This is a genomic window from Streptomyces sp. NPDC006872 (assembly GCF_040635845.1).
Taxonomy (GTDB): domain Bacteria; phylum Actinomycetota; class Actinomycetes; order Streptomycetales; family Streptomycetaceae; genus Streptomyces.
Genome location: NZ_JBEYIL010000001.1, coordinates 537,371 through 557,898, shown reverse-complemented (window position 1 = coordinate 557,898; position 20,528 = coordinate 537,371). Strand labels below are relative to the sequence as shown.

Genomic DNA, 20,528 nt, shown 5'->3' with positions numbered 1-20,528 from the left:
CGCAAACCCCCCGGAACATACAGAAGTATGACGGGGGGTCATCGGACGCCTCAATACGCCAGAAGTACGTCAAACCTGAGGGTTACCACGTCAGGAGGGTTACCGCGTCAGGAGGGTTACCGCGTCAGGATGAAGCGGCGTTCTCCTTCACCGTGATCTTGCCCTTGCGGATCGTCGCCACGCGAGGGGCCTTCTTCGCGATCGAGGAGTCGTGGGTGACCATGATGAAGGTCAGCCCGTGCTCCTTCCACATGGTGTGCAGCACGTCCATGATCTCGTCGCGCATGCCCTCGTCGAGGTTGCCGGTGGGCTCGTCGGCGAGCAGCACCTTCGGCTGCTTCACCAGCGCGCGGGCGATCGCGACGCGCTGCTGCTGGCCGCCGGACATCTCGGACGGCAGGTGTCCGAGCCGCTCTCCCAGGCCCACGGACTTCAGCGCCTCGGCGGCCCGTTCGCGGCGTTCCCTGACCTTCACGCCGAGCGGCACGAGGGCCGTCTCGACGTTCTCCTGCGCGTTGAGCGTCGGGATGAGGTTGAAGGACTGGAAGACGAAGCCGATGTTCTCGCTGCGCACCTTCGTCAGCCTGGCCTCGGAGAGCTTCGCCAGGTCGACGCCGTCCAGGACGATCTCGCCCTCGCTGGGCCGGTCGAGCGCGCCGATCATCTGGAGCAGCGTGGACTTGCCGCCGCCGGTGGGACCCTGGATGACGAGCCGGTCGCCGTCCGGGATGGTCAGGTCGACGCCGTCGAGGGCGTGGACCGTGTCCTTGCCCCGGGTGTAGCGCTTGGTGACGCCTCTGAGTTCGTACATGGGGACAACAACTCCTGGAGCTCGTAGGTGGGTTGGCTGCTACTCGACGCGGCGCAGCGCGTCCGCCGGACGCAGCCTCGACGCCCGCCAGCCGCCGAACGCCCCCGCGATCAGGCCGCCGGCCACGGCGAGACCCACCGCGACGGCCACCGTCGTGACGCTCACCGGAGCGGTCAGCGCGACGTCGAGGGTCTTGGCCGCCGCCTGGCGACCGGGACCGCCGCCGAAGCCGCCGCCCCCGCCCTGGCCGCCGCCACCGCCACCGCCACCCAACTGGGCCTGCAGCGTGGGGCTGACGGCGGTCACCGCGTACGCGCCCGCCAGGCCCAGCCCGATGCCCAGGGCGCCGCCCAGCAGACCGTTGACCATGGCCTCGCCGACGACCTGCCGGGTGACCCGACCGGACTTCCAGCCCAGCGCCTTCAGCGTGCCGAACTCACGGACCCGGCGGGAGACCGCCGAGGAGGTGAGCAGACCGGCGACCAGGAACGCGGCGAGCAGCACCGCGATGGACAGCCACTTGCCGACGTTGGAGGCGAGCGAGGAGGCCGTGGAGAGGGAGCCGGAGACGGTGTCCGCGAGGTCGGCGGAGGTCGTCACCGTCGTACCCGAGACGTTCTTCTGGATCGTCGACTTGACGCTGTCGATCTTCTTGGAGTCGGTCGCCTGGACGTAGATCGTGGTGACCTTGTCCTTCGAGTCGCTGAGGGTCTGAGCCTGGGTCAGCGGGATGTAGACGTTGGCGGCGGCGTCGCCGCTGTCGGCCGTGGCGATGCCGATCACCGAGAACTTGGTGCTGCTGATGGTGAGCGTGGAGCCGACCTTGAGGGACTTCTCCTTGGCGTACGCCGAGTCGAGGACGGCGACCTTGCCGTTGGCCTCCGAGGTCTTGAAGGTACGGCCGCCGGTGATCGTCGAGGAGGTCAGCGGGCCGAGCGCGGGCTGGGTGACGTCGGTGCCGTAGACGGAGTAGCTGTTGACGTCGAAGTTGGCGCCGCCGCCCTGCACCTCACCCTGCGGCTGGCCGCCACCGCCGCCGTTGCCGCCGCCCTGCTGGCCGCCGTTGCCGCCGCCGGTGGTGCCGCTGCCGTCCTGCTGCTGGAACTGGCCGCGGGTGAACTGGCCGCTGACCTTGAGGACTTGCAGGCTCAGCCCGCCGACCGCGTCCGAGACGCCGCTCTGCTTGCCGACCTTGGTGACGGTCGCCGTCGACAGGGTCTGGAAGCCCTGCACCATGACGCGGTCGGTGCTCTGCTCCGCGTCGGAGTCCTGGTCCTGCGCGTCGAACTGGAAGCGCGGACGGTCCGAGGCGTTCGCGGTGGGCGTGGCGGCCTTGGTGACCGTCATGTCCGTACCCAGGCCGTAAAGGGACTCCAGGACCTTGTCCTGAGCCTTCCCCATGCCGGAGGACACGGAGGTGACCACGATGACCAGCGCGATGCCCAGCGCGAGGCCGGAGGCGACGACGAGGGCCGCTTTTCTGCGGCGGCGCAGCTCGCGCCTCAGGTAGGTGAAGAACATGGCCGAAAGCTAGGTACGGCGCGTGATGACTGGATAAGGCGCAAATAAGAGAAGCATGAGAAGGCTGTCCGAGAGCCAGGAATCAGCCCGCACGCACCTGTCAGCAGGGGGCGCCGACAGAGCCCACGGGCCCGCGCCCCCCCGGACCCGTACGGTTGCTCGATCCGCGCACCGGATCGACAATGGGGGCAGGGGTGTTCTGCCGGCGCCGGGAGCGATCGATGGCAGCCAGAGCTCCAGTCCCCAACAGTCTGGACGGCGACGGCGACATCGCCGTCCACCAGAACTCGTCCTGGGCACAGCGAACCACGGCTCATGTCGCCGATCTGCAAGGGCAGCTCAACCGGCTGAAGCGGCACGCCGCCGCCGGCGACGGACTCGACACGTGGTACGTCAAGAAGGCCGAGGCCCATCTCCGGGCGGCCCGGGAAGCGCTGGTCAGAAGGAGGTTCTGGCATCGCTTCTCGGGCCGGGCCACGGACCGGGCGCTGGCGAACATCCACGAGGCCGAGGTCGTGATCGTGCGCCTCGTCCCGGAAGCCGCGCTCAGCGGGAGACTCCTGCCCGTCCTCGTCCAGGCGCGTCTGCATCTCGATCCGAAGGACGTGCGCCTGCAGCGACTGGAGCAGTTGTACTCCCGCCCGCGCGACACCCAAGTCGCCGAGACCGAACGGGAGTTGCTCGCGCAGACCCTGCACGGCGCCTACCAGGCCGAGGAACGAGACCGGGCCAAGGTACGCAGCTTCATCGCCATCATGTCGGCGGCGACCGTCGTCATGGCCCTGATAGCCGTCGGCTTCGCCCTGTGGGCGCTGACGGATTCGCATGACGTCGGACAGCGCTTCTGCTTCCCGATGAACGCCGACAACCCGAACGCCGAACCCACCGTCTGCCCACTCGGGGACGGACCGTCCTGGCAGGGCGTCTGGTTCATCGAGTTCTGCGGAATGCTCGGCGCCGCGGTCGCCGGAGCGATCTCCCTGCGCGAGGTCCGGGGGACCGCCGGTCCCTACCGGGTGGCCACCGGACTGCTCCTGCTGCGGCTGCCCGTCGGGGCGCTCAGCGCCGTCATCGGGATCATCCTGCTCAGCGGCCGGTTCTTCCCGGGGCTCACCGCTCTCGACACGTCCACTCAGATCGTCGCGTGGTCCATCGCCTTCGGCATTCTGCAGGAACCCGTGACCCGTGCCGTCGACCGGCAGGGCCAGTCCCTGCTGGAGGACGTCAGGGCCCCCGGACGCGAACCGGGGAACGGCGCCGAAGGGCGGACCCGCAAGCGGCGGTCCCGGCCGCCGCACCGGAGCAGCGACTGAGGGGGCCCGTGCGGGGCGTCAGGGCGTCACATGCGGAAGGCGGCCGCCTCGCGGGCGACCGCCTTCACCTCACCGTTGAACTGTTGAACTCAGGTTGAACTGTTGAACTCAGGGAGGGTCGGGCCTCAGACGGCCGAACCCGCCTTCCACTGCGCCCAGTCCATGTTCCAGCCGTTGAGGCCGTTGTCCGGCGACACCGTCTTGTCGCCGGTGTTGGAGACGACCACGACATCGCCGACCATCGAGTGCGAGTAGAACCAGTAGCCCGCGGTGCCCGTGTCGTTGGCGCCCTTGGTGTCGGACAGGCCCACACAGCCGTGGCTGGTGTTCACCGAGCCGAAGACGGACTTCGCGCCCCAGTAGTTGCCGTGCACGAAGGTGCCGGAGTTGGTGAGGCGGATGGCGTGCGGCACGTCCTTGATGTCGTACTCGCCCTTGCCGTCGTCGTCGGTGAAGCCCACGGTCGCGCCGTTCATGCGCGTCTCCTTGAACATCTCCGACATCACCATCTTGCCCTCGTACGTCTTGTTGTCGGGCGAGCCGGCGGAGATCGGGATGGTCTTGATGGTGGCGCCGTTGTGCGTGACCTTCATCTGCTTGGTCTTCGCGTCGACGTAGGAGACCTGGTTGCGGCCGATCTTGAAGGTGACGGTCTTCTGCTGGACGCCGAAGACACCGGAGGCGCCCTCCACTCCGTCGAGCGCGAGCTTCAGCGTGACGGTGGAGTTCTCCTTCCAGTAGTCGTCCGGACGGCAGTCCATGCGCTGGGTGGAGAACCAGTGGCAGACGACCTCCTGGCCACTGGTGGAGGTGACCGTGACGCCCTTCTGGACGGCGGCCTTGTCGGTGATCGCCTTGTTGAAGTTGATCGACACGGGCATGCCCACGCCGACGGTCGAGCCGTCCTCAGGCGTGAAGTTGCCTATGAAGCTGTTGTCCGGGGAGACCGTGGTGAAGGAGGCGTTCTCATGGGCCTCGAGGCCGGCCGAGTCCTTCGCGCTGGCCGCCACCTTGTAGGTGGTCGAGCGCTCCAGCTGGCCGTTCGGCTTCCAGCTGGTCTTGTCGGCGGAGAGAGTCCCCTCGACGGCGGTGCCCTCGCCGGTGGTCATCGTCACCTGGGTGAGCGTGCCCTTGCTCACCGTGACGGCCGCCGAGTTGTTGATGGAGGCGTTGTCCGAGCCGTCCGCAGGTGTGATCTTGATCTGGGCCTCGGATGACTTCTTGGCCGCCGCCTCGTCGGCCTTGGCCTGCGAGGAGCTGCCCCCGCCGTCCGAGGCGTCGCCGTCACCGCCGGAACACGCAGAGAGCACCAGAACACCGCCGAGCAGTGCGGACGCGGTCATGAGACCCCGACGCCGCCTACTGTCCGTCATCACACGCTTCTCCATCGTTGCCGTTAACAAAACCCCGAGATCCCCGTTAAGAATCTTCAACGCTACGACCGCTTCGTCCCGTTCCACATTTTCCGAAGGTGTGGGGCACGCCACGTTCGCGGCGTTCATGGTGCAGGTATCGGATGGTGCGGGTGTCGGTTCGTGCGTCTGCTGAGACGACGAAACCCCGGGCGGCGGTTGCCGTCCGGGGTCACGAATTCCCCAAGACGCTCAGCCGATGCCGCGCGCGTCGTCGCCGTCCGCCTCTTCATCCTCGTCGACATCATCGTCGTCGAGGTCCCACTCCGGCGAATCCGGGTCGTAGTCGACGCGTTCACTGGACCAGGAGGCCTGCTGGAGTTCCACCCCGGGCACCTCTCCGATCAGGTCGAACGGGTCGACGAGATAGGCGAGAGCCTCCGCAGTGTCTTCCGTCACAGCGCTCTCGGCATGCGCGCGTTCGTCGTCCGCGACCTCCGCGTCCTCGGCGAGCCGGCGCAGCGCCGCCTTCGTCACGGCGTCCTCGTCATGAACTTCGACAAGAATTTCCACTCGAACCCGCACAAAACGTGATGTCTCTTCAGTGCTCATGGCCGGAGCGTACGGCTCACAGCTCCCGCAACTTTCCCGCGACCCGCGCCTTTCATTAGCATCGGGCCACACGGCCAATTCGCCAGCGCCACAAGGGGATAGATATTCCGTGTCATCCGCTCGCCGTCCGTTGCTGACCGCCACCGCCGCGGGGACCCTGCTGGGTGCCCTGTGGTTCGTCCCGTCCGCCAACGCGTCCCAGGACACACCGGCCAGAACGGAGCCCACGACGCGGGTCACGACCCAGGCACGGACCGCGTCGACCACCACGACCGAGACGACGACGCGCACGACGTCGACCGACACGACGACCGATGCGACGGCCGAGCAGGCGGCCCGGACGACGAGCGACGACGGCACCCGGCTCGCCGACACCGGAAGCTTCGACACGACCCCCTACGTCGTCGGCGGGACCACGCTTCTCGCCCTGGGCGCCGGCTTCGTGGTTTATTCCATTCGTCGTGAACGTCTGGGTTTTTAAATTGATTTGACTCTTCTTTGACAGGCTCTTCATAGTTCGCTCATGAAGAGAACCTCGGGGGCGCGGCTGTGCGCCACTGCCGCGATAGGCGCACTGTCGCTCTCCCTCCTCACCGGCTGCTCGGACGAGGGATCGAAGGACTCCGTGGACGCCAAGACCTCCGCGTCGGCGTCCGCGTCCACCTCCTCGTCGGACCCGGCCGCGAAGGCGCTCACCTCCGCCGAACTGGAGAAGCTGCTGCTCGCCCAGGGCGAGGCGAAGGGCTTCAAGGTCGACTCGGGGGACGACACGCTCCCGAAGTCCAAGACCCAGGTGAAGACCGACAAGCCGGCCTGCGACCCGCTCGCCTGGGCCACCGCCGCGCTCCCCCCGGGCGACACGACCGCGAACGCGAGCAACAGCGTCAGCGAGGACAAGGCGTCGACGGCCACCGCGGTGCCCGAGGACCTCGAGGCCGCCTTCGACATCGACCTGACGTTCGTGGGCCTGTCCTCCTACGAGGGCGACGGCGCCGCGCAGGCCATGAAGGCCGTCTCCGACGGCATCACCGCCTGCGCCGCGGGCTACGGCCTCTCGGCCGACAGTGAGAACACGAAGGTCGTCAAGGTCGCCGCGGAGAAGGCCTCCGGGACGGGCGACGAGTCGCTCGCGTTCACCGAGGACGTCGACATGGACGGCGCGGGCACGGCCACCTTCCACTCCGAGGTGGTGCGCAAGGGCAACACCCTCGCCACCTTCTACACGGTGAACTTCGCCGCGTTCGAGAAGGGCGGCGACATGGGCGACATCCCGGCGGCCCTCATCACCGCGCAGGTCGCGAAGCTCAAGTAACCCGCGCGACGGGCACACAGACACCGGGCCCTGCCGTAGATCCCTACGGCAGGGCCCCACTGCTGTCGGCGCGCTACCGCAGCGGCCCGGTGACCGTCTCCACGGCCTCCACCAGCCGCCCCTCGCGGACGAACGTGTCCGCCGCCGCGAGATCGGGCGCGAGGAACCGGTCCGGGCCGGGGCCCTGGACGCCCGCCTTGCGCACGGCCGCGATGACCGCGCGGGTCGCCGGCGCCGGCGTCAGCCCCTCGCGCAGCTCCACGCCGCGCGTGGCCGCGTACAGCTCGACGGCGATGACGCGCGTCAGGTTGTCGATCGCGGTGCGCAGCTTGCGGGCCGCGGACCAGCCCATCGACACATGGTCCTCCTGCATGGCGGACGACGGGATCGAGTCGGCGGACGCCGGTACGGCCAGCCGCTTCAGCTCGCTGACCAGCGCGGCCTGCGTGTACTGGGCGATCATCAGCCCGGAGTCGACGCCGGCGTCGTCCGCGAGGAACGGCGGGAGGCCGTGGCTGCGGTTCTTGTCGAGCAGCCGGTCGGTGCGGCGCTCGGCGATGGAGGCGAGGTCGGCGACGGCGATCGCGAGGAAGTCCAGCACGTAGGCGACCGGGGCGCCGTGGAAGTTGCCGTTGGACTCGACGCGCCCGTCGGGCAGCACCACCGGGTTGTCGACCGCGGAGGCCAACTCCCGTTCGGCGACGAGCCGGGCGTGGGCCATGGTGTCGCGGCCGGCACCGGCGACCTGCGGGGCGCAGCGCACCGAGTAGGCGTCCTGGACGCGGGGTGCGTCGTCCTGGTGGTGGCCGGTGAGCTCCGAACCCGCCAGCACGGCCAGCATGTTGGCGGCAGAGGCGCCCTGCCCCGGGTGCGGGCGGATGGCGTGCAGCTCGGGGGCGAGGACCTTGTCGGTGCCCAGCAGCGCCTCCAGGCTGAGCGCAGCCGTGACGTCGGCGGACTTGTAGAGCATCTCCAGGTCGGCGAGGGCCATGACCAGCATGCCGAGCATGCCGTCGGTGCCGTTGAGGAGCGCCAGGCCCTCCTTCTCGCGCAGTTCGACGGGGGCGATGCCGTGGGCGGCCAGCAGCTCGCCGGCGGGCCGTACGACGCCGTCCGGGCCCTCCGCGTCCCCTTCGCCCATCAGCGTGAGGGCGCAGTGCGAGAGCGGGGCCAGGTCGCCGGAGCAGCCGAGGGAGCCGTACTCGTGGACGACCGGGGTGATGCCGGCGTTCAGGATGTCGGCCATGGTCTGCGCGACCTCGGGCCGCACACCGGTGTGCCCGGAGCAGACGGTCTTCAGCCGCAGGAACATCAGCGCGCGGACGACCTCCCGCTCCACCCGCGGGCCCATGCCGGCGGCGTGCGAGCGGACGATGTTGCGCTGCAGCTGGGTGCGGAGTTCCTGGCTGATGTGCCGGGTGGCGAGCGCGCCGAAACCGGTGGAGACGCCGTAGACGGGCTCGGGCTTGGCCGCCAGCGCGTCCACGATCTGGCGGGCCGCGGCGAGGGCCGCGACCGCCTCTTGGGAGAGCTCGATCCGGGCGCCGTCGCGCGCCACCGCGAGCACGTCGGACGCGGTCACCCCGGACGTCCCCACCACCACAGTGTGCATATCCATATTCAGGAGCGTACGCAGTGAAGACAGGGATGTCACGAGTGGGGTGCCTGTTCGCCCCTTACCGAATTGGTCACGGCCGCCCCCGGAACCGTCTCCGCTCGCCGGTCGCCCGCTCGCCGGGGGGCTCGTCGGCGAGGCGTACGACGGGGTCGTCGGGGCCCTGCCGCCCGGCGACCACCGGCCGGGCGGCCCGTACGGCCTTGGCCCGGTACTGGGCGGCGTCGGCCAGCCGGAACAGCCGGCGGGCGGAGCGCACGGGGCCGATGGGGTCCTCGGTGGAGGCGACCCCGCAGGCGACGCCCTCACCGAGCTCCAGCTCCCCGGCCCGGCGGCAGAGGTCGTCGGCGACCTTGACGACGTCGTCGGCGGACGGTCCGACGGCCAGCAGGCAGAACTCGTCCCCGCCGAGCCGCGCGGCCAGCGCGCCGGGCAGCATGGCCCCGCACAGCGACAGCACCGACCCGAACCGCTCCAGGAGCCGGTCCCCGACGGCGTGCCCGCGGGTGTCGTTGACCCGCTTCAGCCCGTTGAGGTCGCACACGACGAGGCTGACGACGACCCCCTCCGCACGGTGCCGCTCCACCGCCTCCTCCAGCCGTACGTCGACGGCCCGGCGGTTGGCCAGGCCGGTGAGGGCGTCGGTGAAGGCGAGCCGACGGGCCTCCTCCAGCCGCTCGGTCTGGGCGAGCCCGGCGGCGACGACGGCGGCGAGGACGGTGGCGAAGTCGGCGTCGGCCCGGTCGAAGACGGGCGTGCCGGCCGAGCGCGCGACATACAGCTCGCCCCAGGCCCGGCCGTGCAGCACGATCGGCGCGACCACACAGGAGCCGCGGCCCCGGCGGCGCAGCGCGGCGACCCGCTGATGGCAGTAGCCGGGACGCCCGGCGGCGGGCCCGTGGGCGGTCTCCACCCAGGCGTTGGGCTCGCCGCCGGACGCCCAGCGCTCGTGCAGGAACTCGGTGATCTCGGGGAACTGGTGCACGGGATAGGCCTCGGCCTCCGGGAACTCGTCCTCGTCGGCGGCCCGGTCCCCCACGTTCACCAGGACGCGCAGCCGCCCGAGGTCGCGCTCCCACACCGAGAGCGCGGCAAAGCTCCCGGCCAGCGCACGGCAGGCGCCGAGCGCGGCCGCGCGCCACGACTCGCGGGGGGTGTGCGCGGCCGCCATCCCCTGCGCGAGCGCCACCACGGCCACCAGGCGTCTGTCCTCACCCATATCCCCAGGCTAGGGACATTCAGCCCAAAAGGGGACACGAAGGGCCACTTAGAGTGACGGGTGACGCTCCGAACACGGCTCACCCACGGCTCACTCCCCCGGCCACTGCGGCTTCCGCTTCTCGTTGAACGCGGCCACCCCCTCCGCGCGGTCCCCCGAGAAGGCCACCGAGCGCCACGCGGCGTCCTCGACCTCGAGCCCGGCCCGCAGGTCGAGGCCCTGCCCCAGCCGCAGCGCCCGCTTGGCCGCCCGCAGCCCCACCGGCGAGTTGCCGCCGATCCGCGCGGCCAGCGCCAGCGCCTCCGCCCGGTCCCGCCCCTCCTCCACCAGGACGTCCACCAGCCCCAGCTCCCGCGCCTCGGCCGCCTCCACCCGGCGCGCCGTGAAGATCAGCTCGGCCGCCCGGGCCGCCCCCACCCGGCGCGGCAGCAGCTGCGTCCCGCCGCCGCCCGGGATCACGCCCACCGACACCTCGGGCAGCCCCACCACCGCCGTGCCGTCCGCCACGATCAGATCGCAGGCCAGCGCCAGCTCGAACCCGCCGCCCAGCGCGAACCCGTGCACCGCCGCGACCGTGGGCACCGCCAGCTCCAGCACCCCGGTGTACGCCCCGCGCGCGAGCGGCCGCTGCCGCAGCAGTTCGGCGTCGCTGAAGGAGTTCCGCTCCTTCAGGTCGGCGCCGACGCAGAACGCCCGCTCGTGCGTCGAGGTCAGCACGACCACCCGGACGTCCCGGTCCTCGCCCAGCGCCGCGCACGCCCCGGCGATCGACCGGGCCATGTCGGTGGAGACGGCGTTCATGGCCTTCGGCCGGTCCAGGGCCAGCTCCGCGACGTGCCCACCGCCCCCGTGCCGCCGCACCAGCACGAACTCCCCGAACCGCTCTTCGCCGACTCCGCTCACGACACCCTCCGGTTAACGACGGTTAACAACTCCCGTCCGATCATCCCAGCCGGGGCGCGCGAGCGAAAGAGCGAACCGGTCCCCGGAAACAGCCCCGCCCACCCGTTCGAGTGACATCCCGCCCAACTCACCCCGCACCGCTCACAGGAGCGCATAACGTGCGTCCGCCCCGGCGCATCGGGGGCGCGACCGCATCGGGAAGGGAAACGATGACGAGCACCCGGACCGGGCGCGACGACACGGCAGCTCAGGACGTGGCGGGACCGGTGGAGGCCGACCGGCCGTGGGCCCCGCGCGCCCGGGGCCGGCATCGCCGCCCCCGCCCCCGCAAGGTGCTCTTCGCCGCGGGCGGCCTCGCGCTGGCGGCCGGGGTGCTGAGCTTCGTCCGGATGACCCCCGGTTCGGGCGGCGCCGGCGGTCTCGGCACGGTCGAGGCCGAACCGCAGCCCGACCCGGTGGCGAGCACGGCGGACGACATCGGCACCGACCCGGACACGGAGGCGGACAGCGGCGCCGACCGCTCGGCCGACAAGGAGGACATCGTCGCGGCCGCTCCCACCGCGCCCAGCGCCATGGGCGGGGCGAGCGTCGGCCCGACGCCCGGGCCCGGTCTCCTCCCGGGCACCCCCGGCTCCCCGACGTCCGTCGCCCTCACCCCGGGCGCCACCTACGCCCCGGCCGCCCCCGCAGCGACTCCCGCACCGCACGCCCCGCCGCCCGCCCCCACGGCGACGACGGCTCCGCAGCCCCCACAGCCGGCCCCGACCACCGCCGCCCCGGCGCCCGCACCCCAGCCGGAGAACCCCGAGGCCCCACGCCGACCGGCCGTCTGCGTCCCGATCATCGGCCTCTGCGTGGACCCGCTGGTCTCTCGCTAGTCCACGGTGTGGCGGCGGGTGAGGAGCCAGGGTTCGACCACTCCCAGGCCGCGCACCGGGCGTTGCCACATCGGCTGCAGTGCGAAGCGGTACGTGGGCGGCTCCTCGCCCTCCTTCTCGGCGGCGGCCGCCTCCTCCGCGGCCTCCGCCTCGGAGGCCGGGGCGTCGCCGGTGCGGATCAGCTCCTCGGCGAAGGCGCTGTCGACGAGGACGGCGTCCCGGGGAGCTATCGACGTCAGCCGCGAGGCCAGGTTGACGGTCGTGCCGAAGACATCGCCCATCCGTGTGGTGACCGTGCCGAAGGCCATGCCGACGCGCAGCTCGGGCATCGTCTCGTCGTTGCTCATCGTCTCGACGAGCAGCAGCGCGATGTCGGCGGCGGTGCCCGCGTCGTCGGCGGCGTACAGCACCTCGTCGCCGAGGGTCTTGATCAGCCGTCCGCCGCGGGCCGCGACCAGGTCGGCGGAGGTGGTCTCGAAGGCCTCGACCAGCTCGCCGAGTTCCTCCTCCTCCATCCGCCGGGTCAGCCGGGTGAAGCCGACGAGATCGGCGAAGCAGACGGCGAGCCGACGGTCGACCATCTCCTCGTCGTCCGCGGCCTGCACGACCCGCCCGGCGGACGCGGCGAGCTGGCGGCGCCAGACGTAGACGAGGAACTCCTCCAGCTCGGGCAGGAGCAGCTCGACGATCGGGTACGTGACCTCGGTGCGGGTCATGCCCGGCTCGGGCGGCTCGGTCAGGCCCTCCAGGAAGGAGTCGATCTGCCATTCGGCCAGTCGGGCGGTGGTCTGCCCGGTGGACCGCGCCACCTGCACGGCCATCGCCTCGCTCAGCAGGCCCGCCTCGACGAGACCGGCCAGCCGCCGCAGGGCGAGCACGTCGGCCTCGGTGAGCGCCTTGGCCTGTCCGATGTCGGCGAAGCCCATGGCCCGCCAGAACCGCGAGGCCAGCTCCATGGAGACGCCGGCGCTGCGGGCGGCCTGAAAAGGGGTATAACGCCGCTCGGCGCCGAGGATGAGCTGTTCGAGGCGCAGCGCGAGAGGATGCGGGTCCTCTCCGGGGTCGCCCGATTCGCCGGGTTCAGCGGCCGGCAGGTTTACCCGGCCGTCCGCGCCCGCGCCGGAGCCCGTGTCGTCGACGGTCACGCCTGCTGCCCTTCCGATCTTCCGCGGTCAGGTATCGACCGGCCTCAACTCTACGGCAGGTGTGCGCCAGCTCACTCCGTTCGGTGCCGGCCGGGAACATGTTGCCCGGCGTTCCTGTCAGACGAGGGCCGACCGGGGAAAATGCGGAAAAGACGCGCCCTCATGCAGGCCGTATGCAGGCCTCAGACCGGCCGCAGATGCACGATGTCACCCGCGCCCACCGGCTCCTGCACGCCTTCCTCCGTCGCGATCACGAGTCTGCCGTCGCCGTCCACCGCCACCGCCTCTCCCACCAGGGACCGATTCCCCGGCAGCTCGGCCCGTACCGTTCGTCCCAGCGTGGCGCACCCGGCCGCGTACGTCTCCTGCAGACCGCTCGCCACGGGGTCGCCGCCGGCGGTCCGCCAGCGCCCGTACCAGTCCTCCAGCGACCGCAGGACGCCGCGCAGCAGCGGGTCGCGGTCCGTGGTCACCGCGCCGGCCAGGGCGAGCGAACCCGCCTGCGGCACCGGGAGTTCGTCCGCGCGCAGCGAGACGTTGACGCCGACGCCGACGACCACCGCGTCCTCCCCGGCCCGCTCCGCGAGGATGCCGCCGGCCTTGCGTTCCTCGCCCCCGACGGTCACCAGGAGGTCGTTGGGCCACTTGAGTGCCGTGTCGACGCCCGCCGCCCGGGACAGTCCCGTCGCCACGGCGACCCCGGTGAGCAGCGGCAGCCAGCCCCAGCGGGCGACCGGCACCTCGCTCGGGGTGAGCAGGACGGAGAAGAACAGCCCGGAGCGCGGCGGCGCCGTCCACTGCCGGTCCAGGCGGCCGCGGCCCGCGGTCTGTTCCTCGGCGACGAGGACCGCGCCCTCGCCCGCCTTGCCCGCGCTCGCCGCCGCCACCAGGTCGGAGTTGGTGGACCCGGTCCGCTGCACCACGTCCACCTGTGACCACAGCCCGCCCTCCCGCACCAGCGCCCGGCGCAGGGTCGGGGCGTTGAGGGGCGGACGGTCCAGATCGGACCACCGGCTGCCGCCTGCGTCTGCTGCATCTCGCGGTGTCATGCAAGCCACCCTAGGTGTGTTCAACGCCGCACTGCCGATCGGTAGGGCCCCCACTACTCTACGGATGAGTAACCGTCCCCCCTTTTGAGCAGGCAGGGAGCCGAATCCCGATGTCCGAGCCGGAAGAGCGCCACGAGATCCCAGGGATCGACATCCACACGACCGCGGGCAAGCTCGCGGATCTCCAGCGCCGCATCGAGGAAGCGACGCACGCCGGTTCGGAACGCGCCGTCGAGAAACAGCACGCCAAGGGCAAGTTGACGGCCCGTGAGCGCATCGACCTCCTCCTCGACGAGGGCTCCTTCGTCGAGTTGGACGAGTTCGCCCGGCACCGCTCCACCAACTTCGGCCTGGAGCACAACCGCCCCTACGGCGACGGCGTCGTCACCGGCTACGGCACCGTCGACGGCCGTCCGGTCGCCGTGTTCTCCCAGGACTTCACGGTCTTCGGCGGCGCGCTCGGCGAGGTCTACGGCCAGAAGATCGTCAAGGTCATGGACTTCGCGCTGAAGACCGGCTGCCCGGTCATCGGCATCAACGACTCCGGCGGCGCCCGCATCCAGGAGGGCGTGGCCTCGCTCGGCGCGTACGGCGAGATCTTCCGCCGCAACACCCACGCGAGCGGCGTCATCCCGCAGATCAGCCTGGTCGTCGGCCCCTGCGCGGGCGGCGCGGTGTACTCCCCCGCGATCACCGACTTCACGGTGATGGTCGACCAGACCTCGCACATGTTCATCACCGGCCCGGACGTCATCAAGACGGTCACCGGCGAGGACGTCGGCTTCGAGGAGCTCGGCGGCGCCCGCACCCACAACTCCGTCTCCGGCGTGGCGCACCACATGGCCGGCGACGAGAAGGACGCCGTCGAGTACGTCAAGCAGCTGCTGTCGTACCTGCCGTCCAACAACCTCTCCGAGCCCCCGGTGTTCCCGGAGGAGGCGGACCTCGCGGTCACCGACGAGGACCTGGAGCTGGACCGGATCGTCCCGGACAGCGCCAACCAGCCCTACGACATGCACACGGTGATCGAGCACGTCCTGGACGACGCCGAGTTCTTCGAGACGCAGGCCCTGTTCGCGCCGAACATCCTCACCGGCTACGGCCGCGTCGAGGGCCGCCCGGTCGGCATCGTCGCCAACCAGCCGATGCAGTTCGCCGGCTGTCTGGACATCACGGCCTCCGAGAAGGCGGCCCGCTTCGTGCGCACCTGCGACGCCTTCAACATCCCCGTCCTCACCTTCGTGGACGTCCCCGGCTTCCTGCCCGGCGTCGACCAGGAGCACGACGGCATCATCCGCCGCGGCGCCAAGCTCATCTACGCCTACGCCGAGGCCACGGTCCCGCTCATCACGGTGATCACCCGCAAGGCCTTCGGCGGCGCCTACGACGTCATGGGCTCCAAGCACCTGGGCGCCGACCTCAACCTGGCCTGGCCGACCGCCCAGATCGCCGTCATGGGCGCCCAGGGCGCGGTCAACATCCTGCACCGCCGCACCATCGCCGAGGCGACGGCGAACGGCGAGGACCTCGAGGCCGTGCGCGCCCGCGTGATCCGCGAGTACGAGGACACCCTCCTCAACCCCTACATCGCGGCCGAGCGCGGCTACGTCGACTCGGTGATCATGCCGTCCGACACCCGTCGGCACATCGTCCGCGGCCTGCGCCAGCTGCGCACCAAGCGGGAGTCCCTGCCCCCCAAGAAGCACGGCAACATCCCCCTCTAAGGAGCCGTTGTGACGATCAAGGTCGTACGGGGCAACCCGACCCCGGAGGAGCTCGCCGCCGCCCTGGCGGTGGTCCGAGCCCGCGCCGCGGCGGCGACAGCCACGCCGCCCGGCGCGGAACCCCCGAGGGACGCATGGTCCGACCCGGCACGCATCGCAGGCCAACGCCTCCCGCACCCGGGCGAGGCATCCTGGACCCGCACCTACTGGCCGGCCTGAGGGGCGCGGGGCTGCATCGATATATGCGGCCCGCCGCGTGGGCGCACAGAAGGGAAACTCTGGGTGCCAATTTGAGTACGCCTACTCAGGCACCCTCGAAGGCCCAAGCCCCACGCTGGTGGAATGCTGTGGTCCGACCCCGAGAACGAGCCCCCCAAGGAACTCCGCGACATGCAGGAGACCCTGAGACGGCTCGGCTTCTTCCTGGCGTTGGCCATGGTCGTGGCGATGATCGTGCTGGGCGTCAGGTGAGCGGCGACGTCGGGTATGCGGCGTCCGCACTACCCTGAGCCCATGCGCAGACTCGTCCTCGCCTCCCAGTCCCCCGCCCGACTGAACCTGCTGCGGCAGGCGGGCCTCGTCCCCGAGGTGATCGTGAGCGGGGTCGACGAGGACGCCGTCACCGCCCCCACCCCAGCCGAGCTGGCGCTCGCGCTCGCCGAGGCGAAGGCCTCCGTCGTGGCCGCGAAGCCGGAGGTCAAGGGCGCCCTGGTGATCGGCTGCGACTCGGTGCTCGACCTGGACGGCGAGGCGCTGGGCAAGCCCGCGGACGCCGAGGAGGCCACCGCGAGGTGGAAGGCGATGCGCGGGCGGGCCGGGACGCTCCAGACCGGCCACTGCCTCTACGACACCCTCAGCGGGCGTTACACCTCCGCCGTCGCCTCCACCGTCGTCCGCTTCGGCGAGCCGACGGACGACGAGATCGCCGCGTACGTCGCCTCGGGCGAACCCCTCTACGTGGCGGGGGCGTTCACGCTGGACGGCCGCTCGGCCCCGTTCATCGACGGCATCGACGGCGACCACGGCAACGTCATCGGCATCAGCCTGCCCCTCGTACGCCGACTGCTGGCGCAACTGGGCGTCGGCATCACGGAGTTGTGGGCGCCGCCGGAGGGATGACGGGCGAACCGCCGCCGTCGCCCCTGCCGTCCTCGGGTTCCGGGGTCGGGGCGGGGGCGGCGGGCTGCGCCTGGGCGTCGTAGGTCATCAGGAGCAGCACGATCAGGGTGAGCACGACCACCATGAACACGAACTGCGGCACGCCCAGCAGCCCCCACGCGAGGGCGCCCAGCAGCCCGTGCACCACCGCCACGCTGATCAGCAGGACCCGGCCGAGCCCGGCGGGCGCGCGGTCGCGCAGGGCCACCAGCAGGGCGACCACGCCGCACAGGGCGAAGTAGAGGCCGAAGACGATCCCGCCGACCTTCGAGGACGTCGACATCACACCCGGGTCCATGCCCGCCAGGGACATGTCCTGCCGGTCCACCACGATGCCCATGAACCAGTTCAGCGCGGCGACGCCGAGCGCCTCGGCGAAGAGCACGACCGCCACGATCCATGCCACCGGTCTGCGAACCACCGGTCCCCACCCACTTTCGATCCTGGCTCGAGTCAGCATCCTGAACGCTACTAACGGGTAAACCGCGGGACAAGGGTTCTGCGGGCGGCAAAGAATCGTTGGGCCATTCGTAGGGACTCCACAAAGAAACGGAGTGGGCCGCAGCACGCTCTCACAGAGACCTTGACCACATGAGAGGGCTAGGGTTTCCCGCAGGAGTGCTGCGTACGGCGGTACTACAAGGGATTTCGGTGTCGAGTGAGCCTGGTATCACGCTCCGTGTGGGCAAGCTCACCTTTGGGGACGGGTCGATGAGTCGTGTCGGCAGTCCCTAAACTCGGCTTGTTTCAAGGAGGGAGCCTCAATCGTGCGCAAGGTGCTCATCGCCAACCGTGGCGAAATCGCTGTCCGCGTGGCCCGGGCATGCCGGGATGCCGGTATCGCGAGCGTGGCCGTGTACGCCGACCCCGACCGGGACGCTCTGCACGTCCGGGCGGCGGACGAGGCGTTCGCCCTGGGCGGTGACACTCCGGCGACCAGCTATCTCGACATCGAGAAGGTGCTGAACGCGGCGCGGGAGTCCGGCGCCGACGCCGTCCATCCCGGCTACGGCTTCCTCTCGGAGAACGCCGACTTCGCCCAGGCCGTCCTGGACGCCGACCTGATCTGGATCGGCCCGCCCCCGCAGGCCATCCGCGACCTCGGCGACAAGGTCGCCGCCCGGCACATCGCCCAGCGCGCCGGTGCGCCGCTGGTCGCCGGCACCCCCGACCCGGTCTCCGGCGCCGACGAGGTCGTCGCCTTCGCCGAGGAGCACGGGCTGCCGATCGCGATCAAGGCCGCCTTCGGCGGCGGCGGCCGCGGCCTCAAGGTCGCCCGCACCCTCGAAGAGGTCCCCGAGCTGTACGAGTCCGCGGTGCGCGAGGCCGTGGCCGCGTTCGGGCGCGGCGAGTGCTTCGTCGAGCGCTACCTCGACAAGCCTCGCCATGTGGAGACCCAGTGCCTGGCCGACTCCCACGGCAACGTGGTCGTCGTCTCCACCCGTGACTGCTCCCTCCAGCGCCGCCACCAGAAGCTGGTCGAGGAGGCCCCGGCGCCGTTCCTCTCCGAGGCCCAGGTCGCCGAGCTGTACTCCTCCTCCAAGGCCATCCTGAAGGAGGCCGGCTACGTCGGCGCCGGCACGGTGGAGTTCCTCGTCGGCGTGGACGGCACGATCTCCTTCCTGGAGGTCAACACCCGTCTCCAGGTCGAGCACCCGGTCACCGAGGAGGTCGCCGGCATCGACCTCGTGCGCGAGATGTTCCGTATCGCCGACGGCGAGGCCCTCGGCTACGGCGACCCGGTCCTGCGCGGCCACTCCATCGAGTTCCGCATCAACGGCGAGGACCCGGGCCGCGGCTTCCTGCCCGCCCCCGGCACTGTCACCACGTTCGCCCCGCCCACCGGTCCCGGCGTCCGCCTTGACGCGGGTGTCGAGTCCGGGTCGGTCATCGGCCCCGCGTGGGACTCCCTGCTGGCCAAGCTGATCGTCACCGGCGCCACCCGGCAGCAGGCGCTCCAGCGCGCCGCCCGCGCGCTGGCCGAGTTCCAGGTCGAGGGCATGGCCACCGCCATCCCCTTCCACCGCGCGGTCGTCGCCGACCCGGCGTTCGCCCCCGAACTCACCGGATCCGCGGACCCGTTCACGGTCCACACCCGCTGGATCGAGACCGAGTTCGTCAACGAAATCCCGGTCTTCGCCGCCCCCACGGACGCCGAGGCCGAGGACGACACCGACCGCGAGACGATCGTCGTCGAGGTCGGCGGCAAGCGCCTGGAGGTCTCCCTCCCGGTCTCGCTCGGCATGTCCCTGGCCCGCACCGGTCTCGCGGCGGGCGCCAAGCCCAAGCGCCGCGCGGCCAAGAAGTCCGGCCCCATGGCCTCCGGCGACACCCTCGCCTCCCCGATGCAGGGCACGATCGTCAAGATCGCCGTCGAGGAGGGCCAGGAGGTCAAGGAAGGCGACCTGATCGTCGTCCTCGAAGCGATGAAGATGGAGCAGCCGCTGAACGCGCACCGCTCCGGCACCGTCAAGGGCCTCGCGGCCGAGGTCGGCGCGTCCATCACATCGGGCGCGACAATCTGCGAGATCAAGGACTGACCCCGCGATCAACCATGTCGAGGCGCCCGGCAACCCCGGGCGCCTCGCGCATTTCCTCTTCGCCCCGCCGGGCATCTGCTTTACAACCGACCGGGCGCCTGCTTTTCAGCCGGCCGGGCGTCTGCTGTCCGCCCCGCCCGGCGCACGCATTTCAGCCCGCCGGGCCTCTGCTTTCCACCCCGCCCGGCGATGGCATTTCAGCCCGTCCGGCGTTTGAGGACGAGGCCCCTTCAGGGCCGAAGCGGGGGTCTGGGGGCGGCAGCCCCCAGGAGCCGTGGACCGCGCCGTCAGCGACGGCGCAGGTCCGCGACCCGCGCCCGCTCCCCGCCAGGAGCAGCCTCCCCCAACGCCGAAGCCGCGCGCAGCGCACCCGCACCCGGCAGCTGCCCCCGGCGCGGGGCCGGCAACGGTACGTCCCGACGCTGCTGTTGCTGGTGGCGCGCCGGGACCGCTTCACCCCCCTGGCTTCCCGCCGCCCCGGCCACGGCGATCTGCACCCCCTGGTCGGCCAGGGCCTGTAGTTCGGTGGCGGCACGGTCGTCGTGCGCGGGCGGCTCATCGGTCACCAGGCGGGTGATGAGGTCCGTGGGCACGGTCTGGAACATGGTGTCGGTGCCGAGCTTGGTGTGGTCGGCGAGGACGACGACCTCGGCGGCCGCCTGCACCAGCGCCCGGTCCACGGACGCCGACAGCATGTTGGACGTGGACAGCCCGCGCTCGGCCGTCAGTCCGCTCCCGGAGAGGAAGGCCCGCGACACTCTGAGCCCCTGCAGGGACTGCTCGGCGCCGCTTCCGACGAGGGCGTAGTTGGAACCGCGCAGGGTGCCGCCGGTCATCACGACCTCGACCCGGTTTGCATGGGCCAATGCCTGGGCCACCAGAAGGGAATTGGTGACGACGGTCAGTCCGGGCACCCGGGCGAGCCGGCGGGCCAGCTCCTGTGTCGTGGTTCCCGCCCCGACCACAATGGCCTCGCCCTCTTCGACGAAGTTGGCGGCGAGGTCCGCGATGGCGGTTTTTTCGGCGGTCGCGAGATGGGATTTCTGCGGAAAGCCGGACTCTCGCGTGAACCCGCCCGGCAATACCGCACCGCCATGCCGGCGGTCGAGGAGTCCTTCTGCCTCCAGTGCGCGCACGTCCCGCCGCACGGTCACTTCGGAGGTCTGGACGACGCGGGCGAGTTCACGGAGCGACACGGCCCCGTTCGCTCGCACCATTTCGAGGATCAATTGACGACGTTCTGCAGCGAACACGAAACTGACAGTAACGCGGACGACCGTCTGCTTTCAGCTCTTTGCGCCGAATAGTAGAAGTTGTTCGCACAGGGGGACGGGAGGTGGTATAGGGCCCACTTCCGAAGATGACGCGCCGTCAAC

20 protein-coding genes are annotated in these 20,528 nt (G+C 70.9%); 9 read left to right on the top strand and 11 right to left on the bottom strand.

The features are described 5' to 3' along the window. Positions 1–124: 124 nt before the first annotated feature. On the bottom strand, positions 125–811 hold the full coding sequence (locus tag ABZ725_RS02625; RefSeq protein WP_358800973.1) for an ABC transporter ATP-binding protein: 687 nt from the start codon (positions 809–811) through the stop codon (positions 125–127). Positions 812–850: 39 nt separating this feature from the next. Then, on the bottom strand, positions 851–2,332 hold the full coding sequence (locus ABZ725_RS02620) for an ABC transporter permease (RefSeq protein WP_358800972.1): 1,482 nt from the start codon (positions 2,330–2,332) through the stop codon (positions 851–853). 221 nt (positions 2,333–2,553) lie between these two features. Between ABZ725_RS02620 and ABZ725_RS02615 the strand changes: the two genes are divergently transcribed. Further along, positions 2,554–3,645 carry a hypothetical protein gene (locus ABZ725_RS02615; RefSeq protein WP_358800971.1) on the top strand — a complete coding sequence of 364 codons (1,092 nt, stop codon included), beginning with the start codon at positions 2,554–2,556 and terminating at the stop codon, positions 3,643–3,645. Between the two features lie 125 nt (positions 3,646–3,770). Here ABZ725_RS02615 and ABZ725_RS02610 read toward each other — a convergent pair whose 3' ends face one another. Beyond that, complete coding sequence (locus tag ABZ725_RS02610) at positions 3,771–5,033, bottom strand: Ig-like domain-containing protein (RefSeq protein ID WP_358800970.1); 1,263 nt, start codon at positions 5,031–5,033, stop codon at positions 3,771–3,773. A gap of 216 nt (positions 5,034–5,249) precedes the next feature. Further along, positions 5,250–5,609, bottom strand: a complete 360-nt coding sequence (locus ABZ725_RS02605; protein ID WP_358800969.1) for a hypothetical protein — start codon at positions 5,607–5,609, stop codon at positions 5,250–5,252. 109 nt (positions 5,610–5,718) lie between these two features. On the opposite strand from ABZ725_RS02605, the gene ABZ725_RS02600 reads away from it, so the two are divergent. Together ABZ725_RS02600 and ABZ725_RS02595 are read left to right on the top strand one after the other, a co-directional pair. Beyond that, on the top strand, positions 5,719–6,090 hold the full coding sequence (locus ABZ725_RS02600; protein ID WP_358800968.1) for an LPXTG cell wall anchor domain-containing protein: 372 nt from the start codon (positions 5,719–5,721) through the stop codon (positions 6,088–6,090). Between the two features lie 42 nt (positions 6,091–6,132). Next, positions 6,133–6,921 (top strand): hypothetical protein, encoded by a 789-nt coding sequence (locus tag ABZ725_RS02595; RefSeq protein WP_358800967.1) that lies wholly within the window; start codon positions 6,133–6,135, stop codon positions 6,919–6,921. A gap of 73 nt (positions 6,922–6,994) precedes the next feature. Here the strand turns inward: ABZ725_RS02595 and hutH are convergent, their stop codons facing one another. From hutH to ABZ725_RS02580, 3 genes are all read right to left on the bottom strand, one after another. Further along, positions 6,995–8,533 (bottom strand): histidine ammonia-lyase, encoded by a 1,539-nt coding sequence (hutH, locus tag ABZ725_RS02590; RefSeq protein ID WP_358801361.1) that lies wholly within the window; start codon positions 8,531–8,533, stop codon positions 6,995–6,997. 76 nt (positions 8,534–8,609) lie between these two features. Next, complete coding sequence (locus ABZ725_RS02585) at positions 8,610–9,755, bottom strand: GGDEF domain-containing protein (protein WP_358800966.1); 1,146 nt, start codon at positions 9,753–9,755, stop codon at positions 8,610–8,612. Positions 9,756–9,845: 90 nt separating this feature from the next. Beyond that, positions 9,846–10,658 (bottom strand): enoyl-CoA hydratase-related protein, encoded by an 813-nt coding sequence (locus ABZ725_RS02580; RefSeq protein WP_358800965.1) that lies wholly within the window; start codon positions 10,656–10,658, stop codon positions 9,846–9,848. 209 nt (positions 10,659–10,867) lie between these two features. On the opposite strand from ABZ725_RS02580, the gene ABZ725_RS02575 reads away from it, so the two are divergent. Further along, on the top strand, positions 10,868–11,536 hold the full coding sequence (locus ABZ725_RS02575) for a hypothetical protein (protein WP_358800964.1): 669 nt from the start codon (positions 10,868–10,870) through the stop codon (positions 11,534–11,536). Here ABZ725_RS02575 and ABZ725_RS02570 read toward each other — a convergent pair. Then, positions 11,533–12,681, bottom strand: a complete 1,149-nt coding sequence (locus ABZ725_RS02570; RefSeq protein ID WP_358800963.1) for an adenylate/guanylate cyclase domain-containing protein — start codon at positions 12,679–12,681, stop codon at positions 11,533–11,535. The genes ABZ725_RS02575 and ABZ725_RS02570 overlap by 4 nt on opposite strands. Before the next feature lie 182 nt (positions 12,682–12,863). Next, positions 12,864–13,730, bottom strand: a complete 867-nt coding sequence (locus tag ABZ725_RS02565) for a biotin--[acetyl-CoA-carboxylase] ligase (protein WP_358800962.1) — start codon at positions 13,728–13,730, stop codon at positions 12,864–12,866. A gap of 110 nt (positions 13,731–13,840) precedes the next feature. Here ABZ725_RS02565 and ABZ725_RS02560 point away from each other — a divergent pair, with 110 nt between their 5' ends. The 4 genes from ABZ725_RS02560 to ABZ725_RS02545 all read left to right on the top strand — a co-directional run bounded on the left by ABZ725_RS02560 (position 13,841) and on the right by ABZ725_RS02545 (position 16,573). Then, on the top strand, positions 13,841–15,454 hold the full coding sequence (locus tag ABZ725_RS02560; protein WP_351910192.1) for an acyl-CoA carboxylase subunit beta: 1,614 nt from the start codon (positions 13,841–13,843) through the stop codon (positions 15,452–15,454). 9 nt (positions 15,455–15,463) lie between these two features. Continuing rightward, positions 15,464–15,673, top strand: a complete 210-nt coding sequence (locus ABZ725_RS02555; protein ID WP_358800961.1) for an acyl-CoA carboxylase epsilon subunit — start codon at positions 15,464–15,466, stop codon at positions 15,671–15,673. Positions 15,674–15,796: 123 nt separating this feature from the next. Next, on the top strand, positions 15,797–15,925 hold the full coding sequence (locus ABZ725_RS02550) for a hypothetical protein (RefSeq protein ID WP_351910196.1): 129 nt from the start codon (positions 15,797–15,799) through the stop codon (positions 15,923–15,925). Positions 15,926–15,940: 15 nt separating this feature from the next. Beyond that, positions 15,941–16,573: a nucleoside triphosphate pyrophosphatase gene (locus ABZ725_RS02545; RefSeq protein WP_358800960.1), complete on the top strand. Its 633-nt coding sequence runs from the start codon at positions 15,941–15,943 to the stop codon at positions 16,571–16,573. Here ABZ725_RS02545 and ABZ725_RS02540 read toward each other — a convergent pair. After that, complete coding sequence (locus ABZ725_RS02540) at positions 16,542–17,072, bottom strand: hypothetical protein (RefSeq protein WP_358800959.1); 531 nt, start codon at positions 17,070–17,072, stop codon at positions 16,542–16,544. The two genes, ABZ725_RS02545 and ABZ725_RS02540, sit on opposite strands and share 32 nt — an antisense overlap. A 307-nt stretch (positions 17,073–17,379) precedes the next feature. On the opposite strand from ABZ725_RS02540, the gene ABZ725_RS02535 reads away from it, so the two are divergent. Continuing rightward, positions 17,380–19,152: a biotin carboxylase N-terminal domain-containing protein gene (locus ABZ725_RS02535; RefSeq protein WP_358800958.1), complete on the top strand. Its 1,773-nt coding sequence runs from the start codon at positions 17,380–17,382 to the stop codon at positions 19,150–19,152. Between the two features lie 287 nt (positions 19,153–19,439). Here the strand turns inward: ABZ725_RS02535 and ABZ725_RS02530 are convergent, their stop codons facing one another. Then, positions 19,440–20,405, bottom strand: coding sequence for a DeoR/GlpR family DNA-binding transcription regulator (locus ABZ725_RS02530; protein ID WP_351908837.1), 966 nt, complete (start codon positions 20,403–20,405; stop codon positions 19,440–19,442). Positions 20,406–20,528 lie beyond the last annotated feature (123 nt).